This window comes from Streptomyces sp. NPDC001796 (assembly GCF_042892355.1).
Classification (GTDB): domain Bacteria; phylum Actinomycetota; class Actinomycetes; order Streptomycetales; family Streptomycetaceae; genus Streptomyces.
In genome coordinates this window covers 184,322-209,578 of sequence record NZ_JBIAUC010000003.1, presented here as the reverse complement: position 1 = coordinate 209,578, position 25,257 = coordinate 184,322, and the positions used below count along the sequence as shown (strand labels likewise).

The 25,257-nt window shown below is 70.4% G+C and carries 17 protein-coding genes and 3 pseudogenes; 10 read left to right on the top strand and 10 right to left on the bottom strand.

Translation table 11 applies throughout. From position 1 onward, the window contains the following. Positions 1–46: 46 nt before the first annotated feature. From ACFYZE_RS07625 to ACFYZE_RS07610, 4 genes and pseudogenes are all read right to left on the bottom strand, one after another. Positions 47–1,289, bottom strand: a pseudogene (locus ACFYZE_RS07625) (alpha-L-fucosidase). A gap of 3 nt (positions 1,290–1,292) precedes the next feature. Continuing rightward, positions 1,293–4,337 carry an alpha-mannosidase gene (locus ACFYZE_RS07620; protein WP_388989896.1) on the bottom strand — a complete coding sequence of 1,015 codons (3,045 nt, stop codon included), beginning with the start codon at positions 4,335–4,337 and terminating at the stop codon, positions 1,293–1,295. 85 nt (positions 4,338–4,422) lie between these two features. Then, positions 4,423–5,760 carry a 6-phospho-beta-glucosidase gene (locus ACFYZE_RS07615; protein WP_388989894.1) on the bottom strand — a complete coding sequence of 446 codons (1,338 nt, stop codon included), beginning with the start codon at positions 5,758–5,760 and terminating at the stop codon, positions 4,423–4,425. Continuing rightward, entirely contained in the window at positions 5,757–6,521 is a 765-nt protein-coding gene (locus ACFYZE_RS07610; RefSeq protein WP_388989892.1) for a DeoR/GlpR family DNA-binding transcription regulator, read from the bottom strand. Before ACFYZE_RS07610 ends, ACFYZE_RS07615 begins: the two co-directional genes overlap by 4 nt. A gap of 129 nt (positions 6,522–6,650) precedes the next feature. Between ACFYZE_RS07610 and ACFYZE_RS07605 the strand changes: the two are divergent. Continuing rightward, positions 6,651–6,962 (top strand): annotated as a pseudogene (locus ACFYZE_RS07605) (carbohydrate kinase family protein); the annotation flags it as partial. Positions 6,963–7,134: 172 nt separating this feature from the next. Continuing rightward, positions 7,135–8,688, top strand: a pseudogene (locus ACFYZE_RS07600) (LamG-like jellyroll fold domain-containing protein); the annotation flags it as partial. A 17-nt stretch (positions 8,689–8,705) separates the two neighbouring features. On the opposite strand, the gene ACFYZE_RS07595 reads toward ACFYZE_RS07600, so the two are convergent. The 5 genes from ACFYZE_RS07595 to ACFYZE_RS07575 form a co-directional block, all read right to left on the bottom strand. Further along, positions 8,706–9,422 (bottom strand): DUF4232 domain-containing protein, encoded by a 717-nt coding sequence (locus ACFYZE_RS07595; protein WP_388989890.1) that lies wholly within the window; start codon positions 9,420–9,422, stop codon positions 8,706–8,708. 248 nt (positions 9,423–9,670) lie between these two features. Then, positions 9,671–10,126 (bottom strand): MaoC family dehydratase, encoded by a 456-nt coding sequence (locus ACFYZE_RS07590; protein ID WP_388989888.1) that lies wholly within the window; start codon positions 10,124–10,126, stop codon positions 9,671–9,673. Beyond that, the gene (menE, locus tag ACFYZE_RS07585; RefSeq protein WP_388989886.1) at positions 10,123–11,646 is read right to left on the bottom strand and encodes an o-succinylbenzoate--CoA ligase; all 1,524 of its coding nucleotides are present in this window, start codon (positions 11,644–11,646) and stop codon (positions 10,123–10,125) included. The genes ACFYZE_RS07590 and menE overlap by 4 nt, the downstream gene beginning before the upstream one ends. 12 nt (positions 11,647–11,658) lie before the next feature. Continuing rightward, positions 11,659–12,534, bottom strand: a complete 876-nt coding sequence (locus ACFYZE_RS07580; protein WP_388989884.1) for an amidohydrolase family protein — start codon at positions 12,532–12,534, stop codon at positions 11,659–11,661. Beyond that, positions 12,534–13,451, bottom strand: a complete 918-nt coding sequence (locus tag ACFYZE_RS07575) for an SDR family NAD(P)-dependent oxidoreductase (RefSeq protein WP_388989882.1) — start codon at positions 13,449–13,451, stop codon at positions 12,534–12,536. Before ACFYZE_RS07575 ends, ACFYZE_RS07580 begins: the two co-directional genes overlap by 1 nt. A gap of 261 nt (positions 13,452–13,712) precedes the next feature. On the opposite strand from ACFYZE_RS07575, the gene ACFYZE_RS07570 reads away from it, so the two are divergent. From ACFYZE_RS07570 to ACFYZE_RS07560, 3 genes are all read left to right on the top strand, one after another. Beyond that, positions 13,713–14,138 carry a MarR family winged helix-turn-helix transcriptional regulator gene (locus ACFYZE_RS07570; protein WP_388990563.1) on the top strand — a complete coding sequence of 142 codons (426 nt, stop codon included), beginning with the start codon at positions 13,713–13,715 and terminating at the stop codon, positions 14,136–14,138. Positions 14,139–14,148: 10 nt separating this feature from the next. Then, positions 14,149–14,925 (top strand): IclR family transcriptional regulator, encoded by a 777-nt coding sequence (locus ACFYZE_RS07565; protein WP_388989880.1) that lies wholly within the window; start codon positions 14,149–14,151, stop codon positions 14,923–14,925. Between the two features lie 397 nt (positions 14,926–15,322). Next, positions 15,323–16,726, top strand: coding sequence for a glycoside hydrolase family 16 protein (locus ACFYZE_RS07560; RefSeq protein ID WP_388989878.1), 1,404 nt, complete (start codon positions 15,323–15,325; stop codon positions 16,724–16,726). A 60-nt stretch (positions 16,727–16,786) separates the two neighbouring features. On the opposite strand, the gene ACFYZE_RS07555 is transcribed toward ACFYZE_RS07560, so the two are convergent. Beyond that, positions 16,787–17,674 carry a helix-turn-helix domain-containing protein gene (locus ACFYZE_RS07555; protein WP_388989876.1) on the bottom strand — a complete coding sequence of 296 codons (888 nt, stop codon included), beginning with the start codon at positions 17,672–17,674 and terminating at the stop codon, positions 16,787–16,789. Positions 17,675–17,820: 146 nt separating this feature from the next. Between ACFYZE_RS07555 and tkt the strand changes: the two genes are divergently transcribed. The 5 genes from tkt to pgi are packed head-to-tail and all read left to right on the top strand — an operon-like array spanning position 17,821 to position 25,257. Next, complete coding sequence (tkt, locus tag ACFYZE_RS07550) at positions 17,821–19,896, top strand: transketolase (RefSeq protein WP_388989874.1); 2,076 nt, start codon at positions 17,821–17,823, stop codon at positions 19,894–19,896. A gap of 19 nt (positions 19,897–19,915) precedes the next feature. Beyond that, complete coding sequence (gene tal / locus ACFYZE_RS07545) at positions 19,916–21,061, top strand: transaldolase (RefSeq protein ID WP_388989872.1); 1,146 nt, start codon at positions 19,916–19,918, stop codon at positions 21,059–21,061. Then, a complete protein-coding gene (zwf, locus tag ACFYZE_RS07540; protein ID WP_388989870.1) occupies positions 21,058–22,671 on the top strand; it encodes a glucose-6-phosphate dehydrogenase in 1,614 nt (537 codons plus the stop codon). The genes tal and zwf overlap by 4 nt, the downstream gene beginning before the upstream one ends. After that, on the top strand, positions 22,668–23,606 hold the full coding sequence (gene opcA / locus ACFYZE_RS07535) for a glucose-6-phosphate dehydrogenase assembly protein OpcA (protein ID WP_388989868.1): 939 nt from the start codon (positions 22,668–22,670) through the stop codon (positions 23,604–23,606). Before zwf ends, opcA begins: the two co-directional genes overlap by 4 nt. Beyond that, complete coding sequence (gene pgi / locus ACFYZE_RS07530; RefSeq protein WP_388989866.1) at positions 23,599–25,257, top strand: glucose-6-phosphate isomerase; 1,659 nt, start codon at positions 23,599–23,601, stop codon at positions 25,255–25,257. Before opcA ends, pgi begins: the two co-directional genes overlap by 8 nt.

The window sequence follows — 25,257 nt, the reverse complement described above, 5'->3', positions numbered from 1 at the left end:
GAACGGGAAAGGGGGGTGCCCGGCACGTCGGGCACCCCCCTGACCGTCAGAAGCGGCCCGAGCCCCGGTACAGCTCCAGCTCGCCGTCCAACTCGACCGCGAGGACGGTGGCGTACGGGTCCAGGTCGGCCGCGGACGGCGGGTCGATCCACAGCACGCCGACCGCCTCGTGCAGTCCGCCGACGACCCGGTGGCCGAGTTCGGTGCCGGTGCCGAGCACCGTGACCTTGCGGACCGGCGTGGCCAGACCCCGGACGCCCGTCTCGGCGCGCGGGATGTCGAACAGGGTCAGGTAGAGGGTGCGGCGGTCGGCGGAGAGGGTGCTGGGGCCGTAGTGGTGACCGGCCGGGAGACCGCGCACCGTTCCGTACACCGCCTCCGCATGCCTGCGGATCCACTCCCCCAGGCCTTCCAGACGCTCCACCTGGGGCTGCGGGATGGTGCCGTCCTCCATCGGGCCGACGTCCAGGAGCAGGTTGCCGCCTGAGCCGATGGTCTCGGTGAAGTAGTGGATCAGCTGGGCCAACGACTTGTGGTTGTGGTCGTGGTGCTGGTACCCCCACGAGTCGTTGATCGTCAGGCACAGCTCCCAGGGTCCGTCCGGCGGCACGATCGGGGCGCCCTGCTCCGGCGTCGCGTAGTCACCCTCGCCGAGCATGCGGGCGTTGAAGACGACGTGCGGGACGTACGACCGGATGAGCGCGGCGAGTTCGGGGATGCGCCACTGCTCCTCGCTGCGGTCCCACTCGCCGTCGAACCACATCAGGTCCGGACGGTATCGGGAGGCCAACTCCTTGATCTGGCCGTCCCGGTAGGCGATGAACCGTTCCCAGGCCTCGAGGTCCTCGTCCTCGGCCGCCACCTCGGAGTAGCGGTTGTCCTCGAGTTCCGGCGGGCGGCCCGGCTTGCGCGTGGAGGCGTAGTCGGGGTGGTTCCAGTCGGAGTGGGAGTAGTAGAGGCCGACCTTGAGCCCCTTCTCGCGCAGGGCCTCGGCGTACGGGCCGATGTAGTCCTTGCCCAGGTTGAGGTCGCCGTACCGCGTGTCCCACAGGGCCACTCCGTCATGGTGACGGCTCGTCAGCCTTGGCGCCGGCGCGGGCGAACAGGTCCGCCCACGCCTTCGGGTCGTAGTTGGCACCGGTGAAACGCTCGAGCTGGGACATGTACCGGTCGTGCGGCACGATGTCGTCGTAGAACGACCAGGACTCCTGGACGCCGTCGACGGCGTAGATGCCCCAGTGCACGAAGATCCCCAACTTGGCGTCGGTGAACCAGGGTTGCATGGCCACGCGTCAGCCCCTCCGCAGACGGAGCGTCACGATCTGGAAGGGCCGCAGGGCGACCGGGACACCACCGTCGACGAGCTCCGCGTCCTCCAGCGGACGCTCCAGCAGGTCCGTCACCTGGGCGCCGGCGAGCGGGAAGCCCGTGCGCAGCACGCCCTCGGCACGGCCGCCGCGCGACTCGTAGAGCCGTACGACGACGTCACCGGACTCGTCGTCGGCGAGCTTCACCGCCTCCACGGTGACGCCCTCGCCGTCCACGGAGACGACCGGCTCCGGCGCGCCCGCCGCCTCGGCCACCCGGAGGGGGAGATTGAGGGCGTAGCCCTCGGCGACCGCGTCATCGATGGTCGCGCCCGGGAGGAGGGAGTACGTGAAACGGTGACGGCCCTGGTCTGCGCCCGGGTCCGGGACGCGCGGGGCGCGGACCAGGCTGAGCCGGACCGTGGTGGTCGTACCGCCGTCATCGCGGACCGTGCGGGAGACGTCATGGCCGTAGGTCGAGTCGTTGATGACCGCGACACCGTAGCCGGGCTCGGCGATGTGCACCCAGCGGTGGCCGGAGACCTCGAAACGGGCCGCCTCCCAGCTGGTGTTGGTGTGGGTGGGCCGCTGGATGTGCCCGAACTGGATCTCCGCGGAGGAGTACGGGGCGCGGATGTCGACCGGGAAGCCGGCCTTGAGGAACTTCTCCGCCTCGTGCCAGTCGATGTCCGTCTCGAAGTCGATGCGGGGACTGCCGGCGCGGAGCGTGATCGTCTGCGTGATCTTCGATCCCTTGCCGAAGCTCCGCTCCACGCGGATCGCGCCGAGCAGCGGGTCCTCCTCGACGACCGTGACGGAGTCGGCGTCCAGCAGATCCGTGTAGCGGTTCCTGTAGTGCTTGTCGACGTCCCAGGCGTCCCAGTAGTTGGGGAGGTCGGTGTGCAGGCGGAGCAGATTGCCCTTGTCGGCGAGGACCTCACGGCCACCGGCCCGCAGGTCGCGTACGGACGCCACCGTGCCGTCCTCCGCCACTTCCACGCGCACGAGGCCGTTGTCGAGCACGCGGCCGCTCACCGTGACCGGCTGCGGCGGGTCGGCGACGGCGACGGGCGCGCTGCCGTTCGCCGGCACCTCGGCGTAGGCCGGTGCGCCCGCGGCCGTGCGGATGACCTCGGCGCGGTCGAAGGGGCTGGTGTTGAAGACACGGGTGCCGCCGGCGCCCAGCGCGGCCACCGCCTCCGCCGTCAGCTCCTCCAGCTCCTGGGCGACGCGGGCGTACTCGGCCTCGGCCTCGCGGTGCACCCAGGCGATCGACGAGCCCGGCAGGATGTCGTGGAACTGGTGCAGCAGGACCGTCTTCCACAGCCGGTCGAGCTTCGCGTACGGGTAGGCGTAGCCCGGCGCGTGCAGCGCGGCCGTCGTCGCCCACAGCTCGGCCTCGCGCAGCCGGTGTTCGCTGCGCCGGTTGCCCTGTTTGGTGCGGGCCTGGGAGGTGTAGGTGGCCCGGTGCAGCTCCAGATACAGCTCTCCCACCCACACCGGGGCGTCCGGGTACTCCTCGCGGGCCTTGGCGAAGAACGCGTCGGGGTGTTCGACCTCGACCCTGGCGGAGCCCTCCAGGTCCTTCAGCCGCCGCGCCCGTTCCATGATCTCGCGGGTGGGGCCGCCGCCGCCGTCGCCCCAGCCGAAGGGGGCCAGCGAGCGCGTCGCGCCGCCCTTCTCCTGGTAGTTGCGCACCGCCCGGGCCATCTCCTCGCCGCTGAAGCGGGCGTTGTAGGTGTCGACCGGCGGGAAGTGGGTGAAGATGCGGGTGCCGTCGATGCCCTCCCACCAGAAGGTGTGGTGGGGGAACCTGTTGGTCTGGTTCCAGGAGATCTTCTGGGTGAGGAACCACTCGTTGCCGGCCAGCCTGGCGAGCTGCGGGTAGGCCGCGGTGTAGCCGAAGGAGTCCGGCAGCCACACGCCCTTCGTCTCGATGCCGAAGTGCTCGATGAAGAACCGCTTGCCGTGGATGAGCTGGCGGGCCAGGGCCTCGCCGCCGGGCAGGTTGCCGTCGGCCTCCACCCACATGCCGCCGACCGGAGCCCACTGTCCCTTCTTCACCGACTCCTGGATGCGGGCCCACACGTGCGGGTAGTTGTCGCGCACCCACTCGTACTGCTGGGCCTGGGAGCACGCGAAGACGAACTCCTCGTACTCGTCGGCCAGGGACGTGACGTTGGAGAAGGTGCGGGAGGTCTTGCGCTTGGTCTCGCGGATCGGCCACAGCCAGGCGGAGTCGATGTGCGCGTGGCCGACGCCGGAGACGATGTGCGCGCTGGCGTGCGCGGGCTTGGCGAGGGCGGGCTGCAGCAGCTCGCGCACGGAGGCGGCCGAGCCGGAGATGTCGTCCAGGTCGAGCAGGTCCATCGCCCGGTCGAGAGCGTGCATGATCTCGTGCCGGCGCGGGTCGTGCTCGCCGAGCTCCAGCATCAGCTCACGCAGCACCTGGATGTCGAGGTCGAGGTGCCAGACGTCCTCGTCGAGGATGGCGATGTCGGCGCGCTGGAAGGTGTAGAGCGGCTTGTCCCCGGCTGTGAGCACGTCGCCGAGCGGGGTGGGGGCCGCGAAGTCGTTCGCGAGGATGTCCGGGTTGGAGGCGGCCTCGACGAGATAGTCGATCTCCTCGCCGCCGACGGCCGGATTGGCGATCGGCACGTACTGGTTGAGCGGGTTGACGGCCTTCAGCGGCCGGCCGTCGGTCAGGTGCACCAGGGCCTCCGCCTGGTTGCCGGGCCAGTCGCCCACGAAGCCGAGGTCGATGACGGCCTCGACGCGCCGGCCGGCCCACTCCGAGGGCACCTGCCCGCGCATGCGGAACCAGGTGGTGCCCCACGGCGGGCCCCAGGGGGTGCCCATCGCGAAGGGCGCGTACGACGCGCCGGCGGCCTCGGCGAACGGGACCGGCTCCCCCGGGGCCTGCCAGGCCTCCACCTCGAGGGGAACCGTGGCGGCGTAGATCGCGGTCTTGATGCGCTGGTCGTGCAGGCGCTGGACGCGCTCCTCGATCCGGCGGCGTTCGTCGTGCATGCGGTGTCTCCAGGGTGAGCGGGAGGCTGGGGAGGGAGGCGAGAGAGGGAGGCGAGACGGGAGAAAGCGCTTGCTCCCAGGGTGCTCACTTAAGGTACGCGAGCCCAGGATGGACCGCCGTGTAGCCCTCGACCAGCCTGCGGGCCACGTTCACGGAATCGACCAGCGGATGCAGGGCGAACGCCTTCACCGCCGTCGCCCGGTCGCCGGACTCGGCGGCGGCGAGCACCTCGCGCTCCACCGCCTTGACCGCGCAGACCAGTCCGGTGGCGTGGCCCGGCAGCGGGTCGACGGCGACCGGGTGTGCTCCGTTCGCGTCGACCAGGCACGGGACCTCGATCACGGCCTCGGTGTCGAGGACGGACAGGGTGCCGCGGTTGCGGACGTTGAGGATCAGGGTCGTGCGCTCGTCCCGCGCGATGGCCCGCATCAGGGCGAGGGCGACTTTCTCGTAGCCGCCGGACAGGTCGTCGGCCTCGCGCTCGCCGGCCCCCGCGGTCTCGCGGTTCTCGGCCATGTAGGTGGCCTCGCGCTCGGCACGGGTGCGTTCCCAGGCCTGTAGGGCGGAGGCGTCCGGCCGCGCGACCTGTTCGTAGAAGTGGGCCTGCTGGTCGCGCAGGAAGGCGCCGCGGGTCTTCTCGGCGTGCTGGTAGGCGCGGACGGCCTCGCGGTTGAAGTAGTAGTAGTGCAGATACTCGTTGGGGATCGCACCCAGCGACTGCAGCCACTCCGTCCCGAAGAGCTTGCCCTCCTCGAAGGAACCGAGCAGGTCGGGGTCGGCGAGCAGGCGCGGGAGTTCGTCGCGGCCGGCTACGCGCAGGCCGCGGACCCAGCCGAGGTGGTTGAGGCCGACGTAGTCGATCCAGGCCTCCCTCGGGTTCACGCCGAGCACACGGGCGATACGGCGGCCGAGGCCGACCGGTGAGTCGCAGATGCCGATGACGCGGTCGCCGAGGTGGCGGGACATGGCCTCCGTGACGAGGCCCGCCGGGTTGGTGAAGTTGATGACCCAGGCGTCGGGGGCGAGCCGGGCCACCCGCCGGGCGATGTCGACGGCCACCGGGACCGTGCGCAGCCCGTAGGCGATGCCCCCGGCGCCGACCGTCTCCTGGCCGAGGACGCCCTCCGCGAGGGCCACGCGCTCGTCGTTCGCCCTGCCCTCGAGCCCGCCGACGCGGATCGCGGAGAAGACGAAGTCGGCGCCGCGCAGGGCTTCGTCGAGATCGGTCGTGGCGGTCACCTCGGGCGCGTCGGGCACCCCCGCGGCCTGCTCGGCCAGGACCCGGGTCACGGCCGAGAGCCGGCCCGCGTCCAGGTCGTGCAGCACGACGCGGGTGACGCGGCCCTCGGCGCGGTCCGTCAGGAGCGCCCCGTACACGAGCGGGACACGGAAGCCGCCACCGCCCAGAATCGTCAGCTTCACGCTTGCACCTTTCCTGCCACGATCACCTCGACGCCCGCCTCGTCCAGCAAGGAGCGGGTCGCCGCGTTCACCGGCGCGTCCGACACCAGCACATCCAGGTCCTCGGGACCGCAGACCTTCGCCATACCCGTGCCCGGGAACTTGGCCGAGTCGGCGAGCAGGACGACCCTGTCGCTCGCCTTGATCATGGCTCGCTTGACCGGTACCTCGACGACCGTCGTGTCCATCACCTGCCCGCCGGGCCGGACCCCGCTGGTGCCGAGGAAGAGCCAGTCCGCGTGGAGCTGGCGCAGGTTGTCCTCGGTCAGGAAGCCGACCAGCGAGCGGTACTCGCGTCGGACCATGCCACCGAGCAGCACCAGCTCGATGCCCTCGTCGTCGGCGAGCTCCTCGTAGACGACGAGGTTGCTGGTGATCACGGTGAGCCGGCGGCCGTGCAGCTGGCGGGCCAGGCGGTAGGCGGTGGTGCCGATGTCGAGCAGCACCGACTGTCCGTCCGTGATCAACTCGGCGGCGTGCGCGGCTATCGCGTCCTTCTCGGACACGCGCACCTCAGCGACCTCGGCGAAGGGCTGGTCGCCCTCCTCGACGACCGCGCCGCCGTGCACCCGCGTGAGCAGACCGTCCTCCTCCAGCTTGACGAGGTCGCGCCGGACGGTGGCCGGGCTCACTCCGAGCTGCTCGGAGAGATCGGTCACTGACGCGGGCCCGCCGGAGCGCAGGACCCGCAGGATGAGTTGGTGTCGTCGTTCTGCCAGCACGTCACGAACACTACTCGTCATCTTCAAGCATTTCTATGCTCACTTCTGCTTGAGTATTGACCAATCTCGTCGAGGAGCGCACGATTCCGTGCACCGAGTTTGAGCAGTTCTGACGAGAGGACCGACGCGGTGGACGACGACCGGCCCGAGGTGCTGTTGACCGGGCTGCTCTTCTACGACCTCGTCCTCACGGGCCTGGGCAAAGCACCGACGCCGGGCGAGGAGATCTGGACGGCGGGCATGGGCTGCGGGCCGGGAGGCATCGCGAACCTCGCGGTGGCCGCCGCCCGCTTCGGCCTGAGGACCTCTCTGGCCACGGTCTTCGGCGACGACTTCTACGGCGCGTACTGCCGGGACGTCATCGGCGACCAGGAACACATCGACCTCTCGCTCTCCCGCACCGCGAGCGGCTGGCCCACCCCCGTCACCGTCTCGCTCGCACTCCCCCAAGCTCTCGGCTGCTCCCACACTCTCGGCTTCGCTCGAGCGGGGGGACCCCCACGAGCAGGGGGGACCCCCATCACCGACCGGGCCGGTCGATGGCTGTCCTACTCGGTCGGCATGACGGTCACCGACGCGATCCACCAGCTCGTGCTGACCGTCCCGGCGTCTGAACATCGTCTTCCTGTCCCACCTCGGCGACCTCACCCAGAACGGCGCCGAGGAGGAGTTCGCCGCCATCAGCGAGGCGTTCGAGATCCTCGACCGGCGGGGCGTCGGCTACAGCGTTCTGGCCGGCAACCACGACATCAAGTCCTCGACGGACGACCAGCGCGGCCCGACGCCGTACCTGGACGCGTTCGGGCCGCAGCGTTTCAGGAGCAAGTCGACGTTCGGGGGCGCCTCCCCGGACGGCTACAACACCTACCACCTGTTCCAGGCGGCCGGGCGCGAGTGGCTGGTGCTGGCGCTGGACTGGCGGCTGTCGGCGAAGGGGTACACCTGGGCGAAGGACGTGCTCGCCCGGCACCCGAAGGCGCCGGTCATCCTCACCACGCACGAACTGGTCGTCGAGGACGACCAGTTGTCGACGTACGGCGGGCAGCTGTGGGACCAGCTGATCGAGGACCACGACCAGATCTTCCTGACACTGAACGGCCACTACTGGCCCGCGGGCCGCGCCACCCGCAAGAACGCGGCGGGCAACGAGGTGCACCTGCACCTGACGAACTACCAGAACCGCTATTTCGGCGGCGCGGCCATGATCCGCCTGTACCACTTCGACCTCGACCGGAACGTCGTCGACGTGGAGACGGTCTCCCCGTGGATCCTCGGGCGGGCCGCGAAGGGCCTCAACGAGCTGGAGCGCCAGGAGATCGAACTGAGCGGTGACGCCGACCGGTTCTCGGTGGAGATCGACTTCGCGGAGCGCTTCTCCGGCTTCGACCCCGTGCCGGCCCGCCCCGCGCGGCCCGTGTCACAGATGCTGATATCGGGCACGGTCGCCTACTGGCGCTTCGGGTCGCCCGTCTCCGGCACCGTCCGCGACCTGTCCGGCCGCGGCAACGACCTCGCCGTGGTCTCCGTGGGCGGCGGCTCGCTCGGCTGGTCGTCGGACCACCACCCCGACCAACCGGGCCACGGCAGCCTGGAGTTCCAGGGCTTCAAGTCACCGCTGAAGGGCGCGTATCTGCGCACGGTGGACGGAGCTCCGCTCAACTCGGCCACGTTCGAGGACGGCTACACCATCGAGGCCTTCTACTGGCTGCCCGCTGACTGGGACCCCGACCACAACGCCTGGTCGGGCATCGTCAGCCGTTCGGGCACGGGCGGCGCGGCCGGGAAGACCGCTGACGACCCCGACGAGCCGCTGGCCACTCTCTCGCTGTCCAACGACCGAGAGCCGCAGTGGGCGATGCGCCCGCTGAACCAGGAGGGCATCGCCACCAACTGGGGCCAGGAGACGCCTCTGGAGACCTGGCGGCACCTCGCGGTCGTCAACGACGGCAGGCACACGACGCTGTACGTCGAGGGCTGCCCGGTCGTCCGCAACCCGAAGGCGGCCGCGGTCGGGATCACCTCCGTCGGGCTGCCGTGGCTGCTCGGCGGCTACGAGTACGCCGGGAAGATCGACCAGATTCTGCACGGCCGCCTCGGCGACGTACGGATCGTCGAACGGGCGCTGCCTGTCACGTCGTTCATGAACCAGCCGGATGCTCGCGCCTAGGGCGTGGGGATGGCGCGCTAGCGGGTGACGGGGCCGACGATCACGGTGTGGTCGTCGGGACCGTCGCCCTTGGCGGGCAGGTTCACCCTGAGCCGCAGGATATGCGGGTGGATCTCACGCGGCAGGGTGATCACCGCGCGGGTGAAGGTCACTCCGCTGCCGCCACCGTAGTTCTGCGGCACGACCAGCAGGAAGGTCGCGCTCCGGCCCGGGGTGAGGACGACGGTGTGCGGCGCCTCGACGCTTCGCCGGGCATGGACGTGTCCGTCCTTGCCGACCAGGTCCACGTCCGGGAAGCCGTGCAGGGTGCAGGGGGCGGGGCCGGAGTTGGTCAGCCTCACGGGAATGTTCGAGTACGGGCCCTTGCCGTACGCGTCGCCCTTGGCGAAGGTCAGATGGGTGGTCCCGCACCGGGCGGGCACCCTCGCGGTGGTGCGCGGTCCCGCGGACGCCGTGGGCGAGCCGGACCCCGTGGTGGAGCCGGACGCCGTGGCCGATCCGGACGCGCTGCTCGTGCCGCCGGTCGCGGTGCCGGAGGTGGCCGTCGCCGAGGTGCCGCCGCCTGCCGGACCGCTGCCGGAGCCCTGGGAGGCCCCTGACGTGGACGCGGTGGCGGACGGAACGGAGCTCACCCCGCTGTGCTTGCCGTCGTCGCCGTTGCAGGCGGTGAGCCCGAGTCCCGCCGCGAGCACCACGGCGGCGGCCGGAACCTTGCGGAACTGCTGGACGCGCATGGGCTTCCCCCTGGTCTGGAAGCGGGACCCGGCACGCGGGCCCTGCATGCCAGTTAGACGGGGGAAGAGGGGGCGAGGTTGCGGCGGGCGCGGGGAGGACTCCCGTGCGCATTGTCACCCGCCGCCGGAGGAACCCGGCCAGGGCTTCCGACGTGCGTCGCGCGGCCCTGCCCATGTCCCTGTCGCTGCCCCTGCTCATACCGAACGCGCGTTCCTCAGAACGCATGCCCGAGGCAGAACCCCCTGCCTCAGGCGTAGAACCGCGACAGGCTCTGCAGGACCGCCGCGGGCTTCCCGCCGCCCTCGATCTCTATCGTGCCGTCGACGGCGATCTGCACCCCGCCCGGCACGTCCTCCACCGAGGCGAGCTTCGCGACCAGCCGGATGCGGGAGCCGACCTTCACCGGTGCCGGGAAACGCACTTTGTTCAGGCCGTAGTTGACCTTCGTCGACACGCCCTCGACCTCCAGCAGCTCGGTGAAGAGCGGGATGAAGAGGGAGAGGGTCAGATAGCCGTGCGCGATGGGCGCGCCGAACGGGCCGTCCTTCGCCTTCTCCGGATCGACGTGGATCCACTGGTGGTCGCCCGTGGCATCGGCGAAGGTGTTGATCCGCTCCTGGGTGACCTCGATCCACTCGCTGGTGCCGAGGTCGCTGCCGGCCAGCTTCTTGAGTTCGTCGAGGCCGTTGACGGTGATGCTCATCTGTGGTCCTTTGCCTGGGAGTCGGTGCCGTACCGGGAGCGGACCCGGGACTTGAGGAGCTTTCCGGAGGCGGTGCGCGGGAGGGCGTCCGCGATCACCACCGACTTGGGGATCTTGTACTTGGCCAGCCGGCCGGAGAGTGAGGCGATCACCTCGTCCGGATCGAGCGTGGCGCCCTCGCGGGGGACGACGACCGCGCGCGGTACCTCGCCCCACTTCTCGTCGGGCACGCCGATGACGGCGCACTCGACGATGTCGGGGTGCGCGAGGAGCCGGTCCTCGATCTCGGCGGGGTAGATGTTCTCGCCACCCGAGATGATCATGTCCTTGATGCGGTCGACGATGTAGACGTACCCGTCCTCGTCCACACGGGCGGCGTCCCCGCTGCGGAACCAGCCGTCGGCGAACACGGCCGCGGTCTCCTCCGGCAGCCCCCAGTAGCCGGACATGACGTGCGGGCCGCGCACCACGACCTCGCCCGTCTCGCCGACGTCGACCGGTGCGAGGTCGGGCCGCACCACCCGTACGTCGCTGAAGAAGTGCGGCACACCGGCCGAACCCGCCTTGCCGACCGCGTGCTCGGCGTCCAGGAAGAGCGTGCCGGGCGCGGCCTCCGTCATGCCGTAGCCCTGGAGGAAGGTGAGCCCGCGCTGCTGGTACTTCGCGATCAGCGGGGTCGGCACCGGGGAGCCGCCGCAGGTGAGGATGCGGAGGCTGGACAGGTCGGCCCCGTCCCAGCGCGGATGCCGGGCCACCTGGTCGAACATGGTCGGCACCCCGAACATGAAGCTGATCCGGTGGCGTTCGATCAGGTCGAAGGTGGCCTCCGGGTCGAAGGACTCGACCAGGACGCAGGTGCCGCCCTTGAGCAGGACAGGCAGGGTGAGCATGTTCAGCCCGGCCGTGTGGAACAAGGGGGCGGAGACCAGGGCGCGTTCCTCGGCGATCAGGTCGTGGTCGACGAGGACGTTGAACGCGTTCCAGACCAGGTTGCCGTGGGTGAGCATGGCGCCCTTCGGCCGGCCCGTGGTCCCCGAGGTGTACATGATGATGCAGGTGTCGTCGAGGGGGACGGGCTGGTCGATCGGCTCGTCGCTCGCGGCGGCCAGCAACTCCTCGTACTCGGCGCCCACTTCCACGTACGCCCGCACGTCGGTGCTGCCTGGCAGCCCGGCGACGAGCGCGGCCAGCGAGGGCGCGTGGACGAGGGCCTTGGCGCCCGAGTCGGCGAGCTGGTAGGCGATCTCGGGTCCGGCGAGGCGGATGTTGAGCGGGACGAAGACCGCGCCGAGGGTGCCCGCCGCGAACAGCGTCTCCAGGTAGGCGGGGTGGTTGGGGCCGAGGTAGGCGATCCGGTCGCCGCGGCGGACACCGCGGGCGCGCAGGGCGTGCGCGAGGCGGGTGGTGCGTTCGTACAGCTCCGCGTAGGTGACGCTCCGGTCGCCGTGGATCAGGGCGGTGCGGTGCGGGGTCTTGCGGGCCCGGCGTGCGGGCCACGAACCCAGTCCCTCGTTGCGCATCTCACGGCCCCTTTACGCTTTCGTCAGCCCGAGCAGTCGGGCGGCGTTCTCCTTGAGGATCTTCGGCCTCACCTCGTCCTTGATCGACAACTTCTCGAAGTCGGCGAGCCAGCGGTCGGGGGTGAGGACGGGGAAGTCCGAGCCGAAGAGCACCTTGTCCTTGAGCAAGGTGTTGGCGTACTGCACGAGCTGCGGCGGGAAGTACTTCGGCGACCAGCCGGAGAGGTCGATGTGCACGCCGGGTTTGTGCGTGGCGACCGCGAGGGCCTCGTCCTGCCAGGGGAACGACGGGTGCGCCAGGATGATCTTCAGATGGGGGAAGTCGGCGGCGACGTCGTCCACGTGCAGCGGATTGGAGTACTTGAGCCTGATCCCGCCCCCGCCGGGTACGCCGGCGCCGATCCCGGTCTGGCCGGTGTGGAACAGGGCGATGGCGCCGCTCTCCTCGATGACCTCGTACAGGTCGTACGCCACCGAGCGGTCGTTGGGGAAGAAGCCCTGGATGCTGGGGTGGAACTTGAAGCCCTTCACCCCGTACTCCTCGACCAGGCGCCGGGCCTGCTTCACGCCGGCCTTGCCGCGGAAGGGATCGATGGAGGCGAACGGGATGAGCACGTCCGGGTTCGCGGCGGCGGCCTCGGCGACCTCCTCGTTGGGCACGGGCTCGGCGCCGGTGGCGGACTCGGCGTCGACCGTGAAGATCACGGCGGCCATCTTCCGCTCGCGGTAGTACGCGGCCGTCTCCTCCAGGGTCGGCTTCCGCTTGCCCTCCACCTTGAAGTAGGCGGAGGAGGCGTCGTGCAGGTCGTCGTCCAGCGAGGAGTGCCCCTTGGAGGAGACCTCGGCGTGGGTGTGGACGTCGATCGCGACGAGTTCGTTCAGGTCCATCACGCCTCCGGGAACTTCGGCGCGGGGATGCCGACGGTCTGCGGTTCGGCGCCGACCGAGGTGGCCCACACGTCGGCGAGGGTGTCCGGGGACCAGCCGCCGTCCGCGTAAGCCGTTCTGATCTCCTGCGGATGCGACCAGAGTGCCACCTTGTCACCGCCGATGCCGATGCACTGGCCGGTCACGCCGCGCGCCGCCTCGGAGGCGAGGAAGGGCACGAGGGCGGCGCAGTCCTCGGGGGTGCCGAAGCCCTCGCCCTTGCGGAGGAAGTCCGGCAGCGGCTCGCCGTTCCTCATCGCCTCGATGTAGGGGGCGAAGGCCGGGATGGTCTCGGTCATGGCGGTGGCGGCGACCGGAACGATCGCGTTGACGGTGACGTTCGCGCGGGCCAGCTCCATCGACCAGGTGCGGGCCATGGCGGCGATGCCGGCCTTGGCGGCGGCGTAGTTGGTCTGGCCGAAGTTGCCGCGCTGGCCGGCCGGGGAGCCGACCAGGATCAGGGTTCCGCCCTCACCCTGTTCGCGCATCCGGACGGCGGCGGCGCGGGCGCAGGTGAAGGTGCCGCGCAGATGGGTGCTGATCACCGCGTCGAAGTCGTCGTCGGTCATCTTCCACAGCACCTTGTCGCGCAGGATGCCGGCGTTGGTGACCAGGATGTCCAGTCGGCCGAACTCCTCCACGGCGCGGGCCACCAGCCGGTCGGCGGCCTCGCTGGTGCCGACCGCGACGACCTCGGCCACGGCCTTGCCGCCCGCCTCGGTGATGGACTTCACGGCCTGCTCGGCGACGGCCTCGTCGACGTCGTTCACGACCACGGCGGCGCCGTGGGCGGCCAGTGCGTGGGCGTAGGCCAGGCCGAGGCCACGGCCGCTTCCGGTGACGACGGCCACCTTGCCGGTCAGATCGATGCTGGGCACGAGCGGGTCCCTTCCAGACGGGTCGGCCACCGGGGCGCGCTGCGGCAGGCGCCTGCGGGCCGCGGTGGCGTGCGGCTTCGAGATCGAAGCTAAGGACAATCATTGTTGTCGTCAATAGTTGTTGCCGACCGGTCCGTGCGGCATGCTGTGGGCAGCAGTCCGTACCGCCTCCGTCCGGAGGCCCGGCCCAGGGAGCCCGTCATCACCGGCCAGCAGCACGTCCCGACCTCCGCCGCCCCCATCGACGCCCGGGAGCCGTGGATGCGCGGGCTGCACGCGGACACCGGCTATCTGCTGTACCGGCTCGGGCTGCGCTCGGGTCAGTTGTTCAACGCCTTCCTCCAGGAGTCCGGCCTGCGGCTGCGCCACTACGCCCTGCTGCGCTTCCTCGCCACCTCCGAGGGCGCCCTCCAGCGGGAGCTGAGCACCTCCCTCGGCTACGACCCGAGCGCGATCGTCGGCCTGGTCGACGACCTGGAGAAGCTGGGCTTCGCCGAGCGCCGCCCCTCCCCGGACGACCGGCGCAGCCGTATCGTCGTGCTGACCGAGGCCGGCCGGGCCTTCCTGCGCGACACCGACGAGGCCGGGCTCAGAGTCACGGGCGAACTGCTCCGGCCGCTCGAAGCCGACGAGCGGGAGGTCCTGCACGCGCTGCTGCTCAGAGTCGCCGAGACCGGGCTCGGGTGACCCGGCACCGATGACCACCGACGCCCTGCCCCCGCAGACGGTGCGCTCCGCGCCGGACCGGCTGCTCGCCGTGCTCGCGGCCTTCGACCACGCGCATCCGGCGCTCTGCCTCACCGACATCAGCCGCCGGGCCGGGCTCACCCTCACCACCACGCACCGGCTGGTGGGGGCGCTGACCGAGTGGGGCGCCCTCGAGCGGGACGCGGACGGCGTCTACCACGTGGGCCTGAGGCTGTGGGAGGTCGCCGCGCTCGCCCCGCGCGGGCTGGCGCTGCGTCAGGTGGCCTTGCCGTACCTGGAGGACCTGTACGAGGCGACGCACGAGAACGTGCAACTGGCGGTGCGCGACGGCACGGACGTCGTGTACATCGAGTGGCTCTCGGGGCGCTCCGCCGTCGGCGTGCACATCCGGGTGGGCGCCCGCTGGCCGCTGCACGCCACCGGGGTGGGGCTGGCGCTGCTGGCCCACAGCGAGCAGGCCTTCCAGGAGGAGTACTGCGAGGGACCGCTGGCCGGGTTCACCCCGTACACCCTCACGGATCCGGTGCGGCTGCGCCGCGAACTGGCCGAGGTACGGCGCTCGGGCGCCGCGGTGAGCAGCCGTCAGGTCACCGACGACGCCCTGTCGGTGGCGGCCCCGGTACGCGGCCGCGACGGCAGGGTGACCGCAGCGGTGTCGGTCGTGGTCCCGTACGCGACGGCCCAGGTACCGGCGCTTGTCCCGGCGGTGCGGCTCGCCGCGCGGGGGATCTCACGAGCGCTGGGGTGGCAGCCGGCGGCACGCTGACGCCTGACCGCACGGAGCGGGCGAGGCGTTGCGCGAGGCGCCGGGGCATACGGCTTGCGGCCGGGCTGCGCCGGCAACGGCAGGCGCGCACCGCGCAGTAGATGACCTCAACGGCGTTCCGAACAGGCATGATCCCACCCTCTGGCGTCAACGGCTCCCGCACTCTGACCGGGCCCTCTGACAGCGGGCACCGCGGCCTTGTCCGGCCTGGCGAACACAGATACCTCTTCCTTCACCGCCTGAACTCCCCACCCCCGGAGGGACTTTCTCTGCTTCATCTCTTGACGACCGCGGTGGCAGCGAGCACATTGAGCGCGCAACTCCCGCTTGAGAGCGCTCTCAAACACTGCCGAGCAGGCACCCGCACATCCACTCCCCGTACCGAGAGGCACCCCCCATGAGCGATTCCCCCGGCATACCCCGCAGACGGCGCAGTGTGAGGCGGGCGTTCGTCGCCGTCCTCGGCGCGATGGGCCTCGCCGTGGCCGCCGCCGCGGTCGCGACGCCGTCCGCGAACGCCTCCGCCCCCGCTCCCCCGTCGGGCTGGAGCCAGGTCTTCCTCGACGACTTCAACGGCGCGGCCGGATCCGGCGTCAACACGTCCAACTGGCAGTACGACACCGGGACGTCGTATCCGGGCGGCCCCGCCAACTGGGGCACCGGCGAGGTCGAGACGATGACCTCCAGCACGAACAACGTCTCGCTGGACGGCAACGGCAACCTGCTCATCACCCCGCGCCGCGACGCCTCCGGCCACTGGACCTCGGGCCGCATCGAGACCACCCGCACCGACTTCCAGCCGCCGGCCGGCGGCAAGCTGCGCGTCGAGGCCAGGCTGCAGATGCCGAACGTGACCGGCACCGCCGCCGAGGGCTACTGGCCCGCGTTCTGGATGCTGGGCGCGCCCTACCGGGGGAACTACCAGAACTGGCCCGGTGTCGGCGAGTTGGACATCATGGAGAACGTCCAGGGCCTGAACAAGACGTGGGCCACGATGCACTGCGGCACCAACCCGGGCGGCCCGTGCAACGAGACCAGCGGCATCGGCAACTCCACGCCCTGCCCGAACACGACGTGCCAGTCCGGCTTCCACACCTACACCATGGAGTGGGACCGCTCGGCGAGCCCGGAAGCGATCCGCTTCTACGTCGACGGCGTCAACTACCACACGGTCACCGCCAACCAGGTCGACGCGACGACCTGGACCAACGCCACGAACCACGGGTTCTTCGTCATCCTCAACGTGGCGATGGGCGGCGCCTTCCCGGACGCGCTCGGCGGCGGCCTGGACAACGACACGCAGCCCGGCCATCCGATGGTGGTCGACTATGTGCAGGTCCTCCAGTCCTCGGGTGGTGGGAGCGGTACCACACCCCCGCCGTCGGGCAACCGGGACGCCTACAGCGCGATCCAGGCCGAGTCGTACGACAGCCAGTCCGGCGTGGCCACCGAGACGACCTCGGACACGGGCGGCGGCCAGGACATCGGCTCGCTGGCGAACGGCGACTGGGCCCTGTACAAGGGCGTCGACTTCGGCTCCACGGCCGCGAAGCAGTTCTACGGCCGGGTCGCGAGCGGCGCGGCGGGCGGAGTGAGCGGACTGGTCGAGGTGCGCCTCGACAGCCGCAGCAACGCACCGATCGGCAGTTTCGCGGTGGCCAACATAGGCGGCTGGCAGAGCTGGAGGACGGTCCCGGCCAACATCGCCTCCGTGACCGGCACGCATGACGTCTATCTGACCTTCACCAGCGGTCAGCCGAGCGACTTCGTCAACGTGAACTGGTTCGACTTCGGGCACTGACCCCCTCAGTCCGGGAAAGGGGCCCCACGCGCGCGTGGGGCCCCTTTCCATGCACGGGACTCAGCGCAGCTCCGCCCGGAACGCCGCCGGCGTCGTGTCCGTGTGCTGGTGGAAGAACTTGGAGAAGTTCGCCGCGTCGGGGAATCCCACGGCGGCGCCGACGCGGCCTATCGGCAGGTCCGTGTGCGCCAGCAGGCGCTTGGCCTCGAGGGTCACGCGCCTGTCGATGAAGCCCTTGGGCGTCTGACCGGTGGCGGCGCGGACGGCGCGGACCAGGGTGCGGCGCGAGTAGCCGAGGGCGTCGGCGTAGGCGCTGACGCTGTGGTTGGTCGCGAAGTCCTTCTCGACCGCGTCGCGGAAGCGGGTGAAGGTGGTGTCGATCTGGCCGCGGGCCGCCTCCGCGGAGCTGGTCGCGAGGTGCGCGAGGCGTACCAGGAACGCGGTCAGCGAGTGCCGCAGCACCTCGGTGTGCAGAGCGAGCGGCAGCGTGGTGGTGTCCTCGTACTCGCGCCGGAGCTGGGCGAGGGCCGCCCGGAGCGCGGCGAGCTGGGCGGCGTCGGGGTGCAGCAGGGGCGGCAGATCGTAGCGGTAAAGGCCCGTGGCCTCCACCGTGGCACGGGGCAGGAAGCCGGGTTGCATGGTGAGCACGGTGCCGCGGTACTCGCTCGCCCGGGAGAAGCGGTGGACCTGCCCGGGGCGGATCCACAGAAGGTCGCCGTCGGTCATCTCGTACTCGGCGAAATCCACCATGTGCGTCACGGGGCCGCCAGTGAAGAGCATCAGGACATGGAAATCGATGCGGTGGACACGGTCCAGCGGCGCGTCGTCGTGCCAGGTGCGACCGGGCTCCATGGGGCCCACCTGCATACCGACGCCGCAGACGCTCCGGTCGACCGGGAACGCGTATGTCCTGATCCCGTCTCCGTCTTGCACGGTTCTGTCCGCCATGTCCTTCTCGTGCCGCCTCGGTACCGCTGCCGATGTCCCACTTTCACCGAAGGCTGACACAGGCGCACCTTCCCCGGCAAAAGTCAGACTTTTAGGTTTGAATGCGTTCCACCAGCGATTCCGCATCCAGTGAGGACTCTTTGAAGATGAGTGCGCAGAGCACCGACGGATTCGAATGGACCGAGCTCGACCGGCGTGCCGTCGACACCGCCCGCGTTCTGGCGGCCGACGCCGTGCAGAAGGTCGGCAACGGCCACCCGGGCACCGCGATGAGCCTGGCCCCGGCCGCGTACACGATCTTTCAAAAGGTGATGCGCCATGATCCGGCGGATCCGGAGTGGACGGGCCGTGACCGTTTCGTCCTCTCCCCCGGCCACACCTCGCTGACCCTCTACACACAACTCTTCCTGGCCGGCTACGAGCTGGAGCTGGACGACCTGAAGGCGTTCCGCACGCACGGTTCGAAGACGCCCGGTCACCCCGAGTACGGGCACACGGCCGGTGTCGAGACCACCACGGGCCCGCTCGGCCAGGGTGCCGCGAACGCGGTGGGCATGGCGATGGCCGCCCGCTACGAGCGCGGTCTGTTCGACCCTGAGGCCCCCGCGGGCGAGTCCCCCTTCGACCACACGATCTGGGCCATCGTCTCCGACGGCGACCTGGAGGAGGGCGTCTCCGCCGAGGCCTCCTCGATGGCCGGCCACCAGAAGCTCGGCAACCTCGTCTTCCTCTACGACGACAACCACATCTCCATCGAGGGCGACACCGCGACGGCGTTCTCCGAGGACGTCCTGAAGCGGTACGAGGCCTACGGCTGGCACACCCAGCGCATCGAGCCCGCCGAGAACGGCGACATCGACGTCCACGCGCTGTACGCGGCGCTGAAGGCGGCGCAGGCCGAGACCGAGCGCCCCTCGATCATCGCGATGCGCACGATCATCGCCTGGCCGGCTCCGAACGCGCAGAACACCGAGGCCGCCCACGGCTCGGCGCTCGGCGCGGACGAGGTCGCCGCCACCAAGCGCGTCCTCGGCTTCGACCCTGAGAAGTCCTTCGAGGTGGCCCCCGAGGTTCTCGCCCACACCCGCGAGGCCCTGGACCGGGGCGCCGAGGCGCACGCCGCCTGGGACAAGCGGATCGCCGAGTGGCGCGGTGCCCAGCCCGAGCGCGCGAAGCTGTACGACCGTGTCGTGGCCGGTCAGCTCCCCGACGGCTGGGAGCAGGCGCTCCCGGAGTTCGAGGAGGGCGCGTCCGTCGCCACGCGTGCCGCCTCCGGCAAGGTGCTGCAGGCGCTCGGTGCGGTCATCCCCGAGCTGTGGGGCGGTTCCGCCGACCTCGCCGGGTCGAACAACACGACCATCGACAAGACGTCGTCCTTCCTGCCGAAGGGCAATCCACTGCCGGAGGCGAGCCCGTACGGCCGCACGATCCACTTCGGCATCCGCGAGTTCTCCATGGCCGCGGAGATGAACGGCATCGCGCTGCACGGCAACACCCGTATCTACGGCGGCACGTTCCTCGTGTTCTCCGACTACATGCGCAACGCGGTCCGCATGTCCGCCCTCATGCAGCTGCCGGTGACGTACGTGTGGACGCACGACTCCGTCGGCCTCGGTGAGGACGGACCCACCCACCAGCCGGTCGAGCACCTCGCGTCCCTGCGGGCGATCCCGGGTCTGAACATCGTCCGCCCGGCCGACGCCAACGAGACCGCCATGGCCTGGGCCGAGATCCTCAAGCGGCACTCCACCAACCCCGCCCCGCACGGCCTCGCGCTCACCCGCCAGGGCGTGCCGACGTACGCCCCGAACCCCGAGGCGGTCAAGGGCGGTTACGTCCTGAAGGAGTCCTCCACCGGGACCCCGGACGTCATCCTGATCGCCACCGGTTCCGAGGTGCAGCTCGCCGTCGCCGCGCGGGAGCGGCTGGAGGCCGAGGGTGTGGGCACCCGGGTGGTGTCGATGCCGTCCGTGGAGTGGTTCGAGGAGCAGCCCGCCGAGTACCGCGAGCGTGTCCTCCCGCCGTCCGTGAAGGCCAGGGTGGCCGTCGAGGCCGGTATCGGCCTGACCTGGTACCGGTTCGTCGGCGACGCCGGACGCATCGTGTCCCTGGAGCACTTCGGCGCCTCCGCCGACGCCAAGACCCTGTTCGCCGAGTTCGGCTTCACCCCCGAGAACGTGGCCGCCGCCGCCCGGGAATCCCTTGCCGCCGTCCGCGGTTGATCCGATCGCCAGAAGGAAGATGATCACAGTGACCGAAGCAACCGCAGCCGCGGAGCCCCTGAAGCGCCTGTCCGAGGCGGGCGTGTCGATCTGGCTGGACGACCTGTCCCGCAAGCGGATCGCGTCCGGCAACCTCGCCGAACTCATCGAGACCGAACACGTGGTGGGCGTCACCACCAACCCGTCCATCTTCCAGGCCGCCATCGGCTCCGGAGAGGGGTACGAGGAGCAGCTGGCCGACCTGGCCGTGCGCGGTGTGACGGTCGAGGAGGCCGTCCGCATGATGACCACCGCCGACGTCCGGGCCGCCGCCGACATCCTGCGGCCCGTGTACGACGCGACGGACGGCCGCGACGGCCGGGTCTCCATCGAGGTCGACCCGCGGCTCGCCCACAACACGGCGGCGACCGTCGCCGAGGCCAGGCAGCTGGCCTGGCTCGTCGACCGCCCCAACGTGATGATCAAGATTCCGGCGACCGAGGCGGGCCTGCCGGCCATCACGGAGGTCATCGGCCAGGGCATCAGCGTCAACGTGACGCTGATCTTCTCCCTGGAGCGCTACCGCCAGGTGATGGACGCCTACCTCGCGGGCCTGGAGAAGGCCCGGGCGGCCGGGCTCGACCTGTCCGCCATCCACTCCGTCGCCTCCTTCTTCGTCTCGCGCGTCGACACCGAGATCGACAAGCGCCTGACGAAGCTCGGCACCGACGAGGCCCTCGCCCTGAAGGGCCGGGCTGCGCTCGCGAACGCCCGACTCGCCTACGAGGCTTATGAGAAGGCGTTCGCCTCCGAGCGGTGGAGCGCGCTGGAGACCGCGGGAGCGAACAGGCAGCGCCCCCTGTGGGCCTCCACCGGTGTGAAGGACCCGGCGTACAAGGACACCCTGTACGTCGACGAACTGGTCGCGCCGGGCACGGTCAACACCATGCCGGAAGCCACCCTGAAGGCCACCGCCGACCACGGCGACATCCAGGGCGACACGGTGACCGGCGGCTACGAGCAGGCCCGCGCCGACCTCGCGGCCGTGGAGCGGCTCGGGATCTCCTACGACGAGGTCGTGCAGCAGCTCGAGGACGAGGGCGTCGAGAAGTTCGAGACGGCCTGGCAGGACCTGCTGGACGCCGTGACGAAGTCCCTGAACAGCAAGGGAGTGGACACGGAATGAGCGACGAGACCATGGCACAGGGCGCGGCTCCGGCCGAGAGCACGTCGGTGCTCGAAGCCGCCCTCACCCCTCCCGACAGCGGTTCGTCCGCCTGGGACAACCCGCTGCGCGACCCCCGGGACCGCCGTCTGCCCCGTATCGCGGGCCCTTCCGGGCTGGTCATCTTCGGTGTCACCGGTGACCTGTCCCGCAAGAAGCTGATGCCGGCGGTCTACGACCTGGCCAACCGCGGTCTGCTGCCGCCGGGCTTCTCGCTCGTCGGGTTCGCCCGGCGCGACTGGGCGGACCAGGACTTCGCGCAGGTGGTGCACGACGCGGTGCGCGAGCACGCCCGTACGCCCTTCCGCGAGGAGGTCTGGCAGCAGCTCGCCGAGGGCATGCGGTTCATCCCCGGTGACTTCGACGACGACACGGCCTTCAAGCAGCTGAAGTCCGCCGTCGACGAGCTGGACGCCTCCCGGGGCACCAGCGGCAACTACGCCTTCTACCTGTCGGTGCCGCCGAAGTTCTTCCCGAAGGTCGTGAAGCAGCTGAAGAAGCACGGCCTCGCCGACGCTCCCGAGGGCTCCTGGCGGCGCGCGGTCATCGAGAAGCCCTTCGGCCACGACCTGGCGAGCGCCCGCGAGCTGAACCGGATCGTGCACGAGGTGTTCGAGCCGGACCAGGTGTTCCGCATCGACCACTACCTGGGCAAGGAGACCGTCCAGAACATCCTGGCGCTGCGCTTCGCCAACCAGATGTACGAGCCGATCTGGAACCGGTCCTTCGTGGACCATGTGCAGATCACGATGGCCGAGGACATCGGCATCGGCGGCCGGGCCGGCTACTACGACGGCATCGGCGCCGCCCGCGACGTGATCCAGAACCACCTGCTCCAGCTGATGGCCCTGACGGCCATGGAGGAGCCCATCGCCTTCGACGCGGGATCGCTGGTCACCGAGAAGATGAAGGTCCTGAAGTCGGTGAAGCTGCCGGAGGACCTCGGGGCGCACACCGTGCGCGGACAGTACGCGGCCGCGTGGCAGGGCGGCGAGAAGGTGCGCGGCTACCTCCAGGAGGAGGGCATCGACCCCGCGTCCACCACGGACACCTACGCGGCGATCAAGCTGGAGGTCGACAACCGCCGCTGGGCGGGCGTGCCGTTCTACCTCAGGACGGGCAAGCGCCTGGGCCGCCGGGTGACCGAGATCGCGGTCGTCTTCCAGCGGGCCCCGCACTCCCCCTTCGACACCACGGCCACCGAGGAACTGGGCCAGAACGCGATCGTCATCCGGGTGCAGCCCGATGAGGGGATGACCGTTCGCTTCGGTTCGAAGGTGCCGGGTACCTCGATGGAGATCCGGGACGTCACGATGGACTTCGCCTACGGCGAGTCGTTCACCGAGTCCAGCCCGGAGGCGTACGAACGGCTGATCCTGGACGTACTGCTCGGCGACGCCAACCTCTTCCCCCGTACGGAGGAAGTGGAGGAGTCCTGGAGGATCCTCGACCCGATCGAGGAGTACTGGGCGACGCACGGCAAGCCCGCGCAGTACGCCTCGGGCAGCTGGGGTCCCGGGGAAGCCGACGAGATGCTCGCACGAGACGGACGGAGCTGGCGCAGGCCATGAAGATCGACCTGACCGACACCACGGCAAGCAAGATCAACAAGGCGCTGGTGCAGGGCCGACGCGCCCTCGGCACCCCCGCCGTGGGCATGGTCCTGACCATGGTCATCGTGACCGACGAGGAGAACGCCTACGACTCGATGAGGGCGGCCGAGGACGCCTCGCACGAGCACCCCTCGCGGACCCTGGTGGTCATCAAGCGTCAGGCCCGCACCCCGCGCGACCGCACCCGGTCGCACCTGGACGCCGAGGTCCGGGTGGGCGCCGACGCCGGCACCGGAGAGACGGTCGTGCTGCGGCTGTACGGCGAGGTCTCCGACCACGCCGACTCGGTGGTCCTGCCGCTGCTGCTGCCGGACGCGCCCGTCGTCGTGTGGTGGCCGGTGGACGCGCCGGACAACCCGGCCAAGGACCCGCTGGGCGCCCTCGCGCAGCGCCGCATCACCGACCTGTACGCCGTCGAGGACCCGCAGCGCGTGCTGCGGGCCCGGGTCGCCTCGTACGCGCCGGGTGACACGGACCTCGCCTGGACCCGGCTGACGCCGTGGCGCTCGATGCTGGCCGCCGCGCTCGACCAGGCCCGTACGAAGGTGATCTCCGCGGCCGTGGAGGCCGAGGCGGAGAACCCCGCCGCCGAGCTGCTGGCCCGCTGGCTGGAGGCCCGCCTGAAGGTGTCCGTGGACCGGGTCGTCACCGCGGGACCGGTCGTCACGGCCGTCCGGCTCGGCACCGACAAGGGCGAGATCGTCATCGACCGTCCCGAGGGCCCGCTGGCCACGCTCACCCTGCCGGGTCAGCCCTCGCGCACCCTGGCGCTGAAGGTACGCCCGACCTCCGAACTGATCGCCGAGGAGCTGCGCCGCCTCGACGCGGACGAGATGTACGCCATCGCCCTGCGCGGCGGCGACGGTGCCAAGGAGGGTGCCGCTCATGTCTGACAGCCCCAGGCTCACCCGGCGGCCCGAGTGGGCCGAACTGGAGGACCACCGCGCCCAGTGGCACGCCCACCTGCGGGAGCTGTTCGACCAGGACCCCGGGCGTGCGGAACGCTATGTCGTGCGCGTCGGTGATCTGCGCATCGACTACTCCAAGCACCTGATCACCGACGAGACCCTGGCGCTGCTCCAGGAACTGGCCACCGCCACCGACGTGTTCGGGTTGCGCGACGCCATGTTCCGCGGCGAGAAGATCAACACCACGGAGCGCCGGGCCGTGCTGCACACCGCGCTGCGCGCCCCGCGTGATGCGGTGATCGAGGTCGACGGCGAGAACGTGGTGCCCAAGGTGCACGCGGTGCTCGACCAGATGACCGACTTCGCCGACCGGGTCCGCTCCGGCGAGTGGACCGGCCACACGGGCAAGCGCATCAAGAACGTCGTCAACATCGGCATCGGCGGCTCCGACCTGGGCCCCGCGATGGCGTACGAGGCGCTGCGCGCCTACACCGCACGGGAGTTGACGTTCCGTTTCGTCTCGAACGTGGACGGTGCCGACCTGCACGAGGCGGTGCGGGACCTGGACCCGGCGGAGACGCTGTTCATCGTCGCGTCGAAGACGTTCACCACGATCGAGACGATCACGAACGCGACCTCGGCCCGGTCCTGGCTGCTCGCGGCGTTCGACGGGGACGAGAAGGCGGTCGCCAAGCACTTCGTCGCCCTGTCGACGAACGCCGGGAAGGTCACCGAGTTCGGCATCGACCCGGACAACATGTTCGAGTTCTGGGACTGGGTCGGCGGCCGGTACTCCTACGACTCGGCCATCGGACTGTCGCTGATGATCGCGATCGGTCCGGAGCGGTTCCGGGAGATGCTGGACGGCTTCCGCATCGTCGACGAGCACTTCCGCAATGCCCCGGCCGAGGCCAACGCGCCGCTGATCCTGGGTCTGCTGGGCGTCTGGTACGGCAACTTCTTCGACGCCCAGTCGCACGCGGTGCTGCCGTACTCGCACTACCTTTCCAAGTTCACCGCCTACCTGCAGCAGCTGGACATGGAGTCCAACGGCAAGTCGGTGGACCGCGACGGGCACCCGGTGCAGTGGCAGACCGGCCCGGTGGTGTGGGGCACCCCGGGCACCAACGGGCAGCACGCCTACTACCAGCTCATCCACCAGGGCACCAAGCTGATCCCGGCCGACCTCATCGGCTTCGCGAACCCCGTCGCCGAGCTGAGCGACGAGCTCAAGGCGCAGCACGACCTGCTGATGGCCAACCTGTTCGCGCAGGGCCAGGCGCTCGCCTTCGGCAAGACGGAGCAGGAGGTGCGCGCGGAGGGCGTGCCCGAGGAGCAGGTGCCGCACCGCACCTTCAAGGGCAACCACCCCACCACCACGATCCTGGCCACCGAGCCGACCCCGTCGGTCCTCGGCCAGCTCATCGCTCTCTACGAGCACAAGGTGTTCGTGCAGGGCGCGATCTGGAACATCGACTCCTTCGACCAGTGGGGCGTCGAACTCGGAAAGGTGCTCGCCAAGCGCGTCGAGCCCGCCCTGACTCAGGGCGTCGATGTCCCCGGCCTCGACCCGTCCACCGCCGCCCTCGTGGCCGCCTACCGCACGCTCAAGAACGCTCAGGAAGAAGTGAACTGA

What these genes read in the sequence shown, in the direction of transcription:
- ACFYZE_RS07620 (WP_388989896.1), bottom strand. Translation starts at nt 4,337, where the DNA reads ATGCACGACGAACGCCGCCGGATCGAGGAGCGCGTCCAGCGCCTGCAC.
- ACFYZE_RS07595 (WP_388989890.1), bottom strand. Translation starts at nt 9,422, where the DNA reads ATGCGCGTCCAGCAGTTCCGCAAGGTTCCGGCCGCCGCCGTGGTGCTC.
- ACFYZE_RS07590 (WP_388989888.1), bottom strand. Translation starts at nt 10,126, where the DNA reads ATGAGCATCACCGTCAACGGCCTCGACGAACTCAAGAAGCTGGCCGGC.
- menE (WP_388989886.1), bottom strand. Translation starts at nt 11,646, where the DNA reads ATGCGCAACGAGGGACTGGGTTCGTGGCCCGCACGCCGGGCCCGCAAG.
- ACFYZE_RS07580 (WP_388989884.1), bottom strand. Translation starts at nt 12,534, where the DNA reads ATGGACCTGAACGAACTCGTCGCGATCGACGTCCACACCCACGCCGAG.
- ACFYZE_RS07570 (WP_388990563.1), top strand. Translation starts at nt 13,713, where the DNA reads ATGCGCGGGCTGCACGCGGACACCGGCTATCTGCTGTACCGGCTCGGG.
- ACFYZE_RS07565 (WP_388989880.1), top strand. Translation starts at nt 14,149, where the DNA reads ATGACCACCGACGCCCTGCCCCCGCAGACGGTGCGCTCCGCGCCGGAC.
- ACFYZE_RS07560 (WP_388989878.1), top strand. Translation starts at nt 15,323, where the DNA reads ATGAGCGATTCCCCCGGCATACCCCGCAGACGGCGCAGTGTGAGGCGG.
- ACFYZE_RS07555 (WP_388989876.1), bottom strand. Translation starts at nt 17,674, where the DNA reads ATGGCGGACAGAACCGTGCAAGACGGAGACGGGATCAGGACATACGCG.
- tkt (WP_388989874.1), top strand. Translation starts at nt 17,821, where the DNA reads ATGAGTGCGCAGAGCACCGACGGATTCGAATGGACCGAGCTCGACCGG.
- tal (WP_388989872.1), top strand. Translation starts at nt 19,916, where the DNA reads ATGATCACAGTGACCGAAGCAACCGCAGCCGCGGAGCCCCTGAAGCGC.
- zwf (WP_388989870.1), top strand. Translation starts at nt 21,058, where the DNA reads ATGAGCGACGAGACCATGGCACAGGGCGCGGCTCCGGCCGAGAGCACG.
- opcA (WP_388989868.1), top strand. Translation starts at nt 22,668, where the DNA reads ATGAAGATCGACCTGACCGACACCACGGCAAGCAAGATCAACAAGGCG.
- pgi (WP_388989866.1), top strand. Translation starts at nt 23,599, where the DNA reads ATGTCTGACAGCCCCAGGCTCACCCGGCGGCCCGAGTGGGCCGAACTG.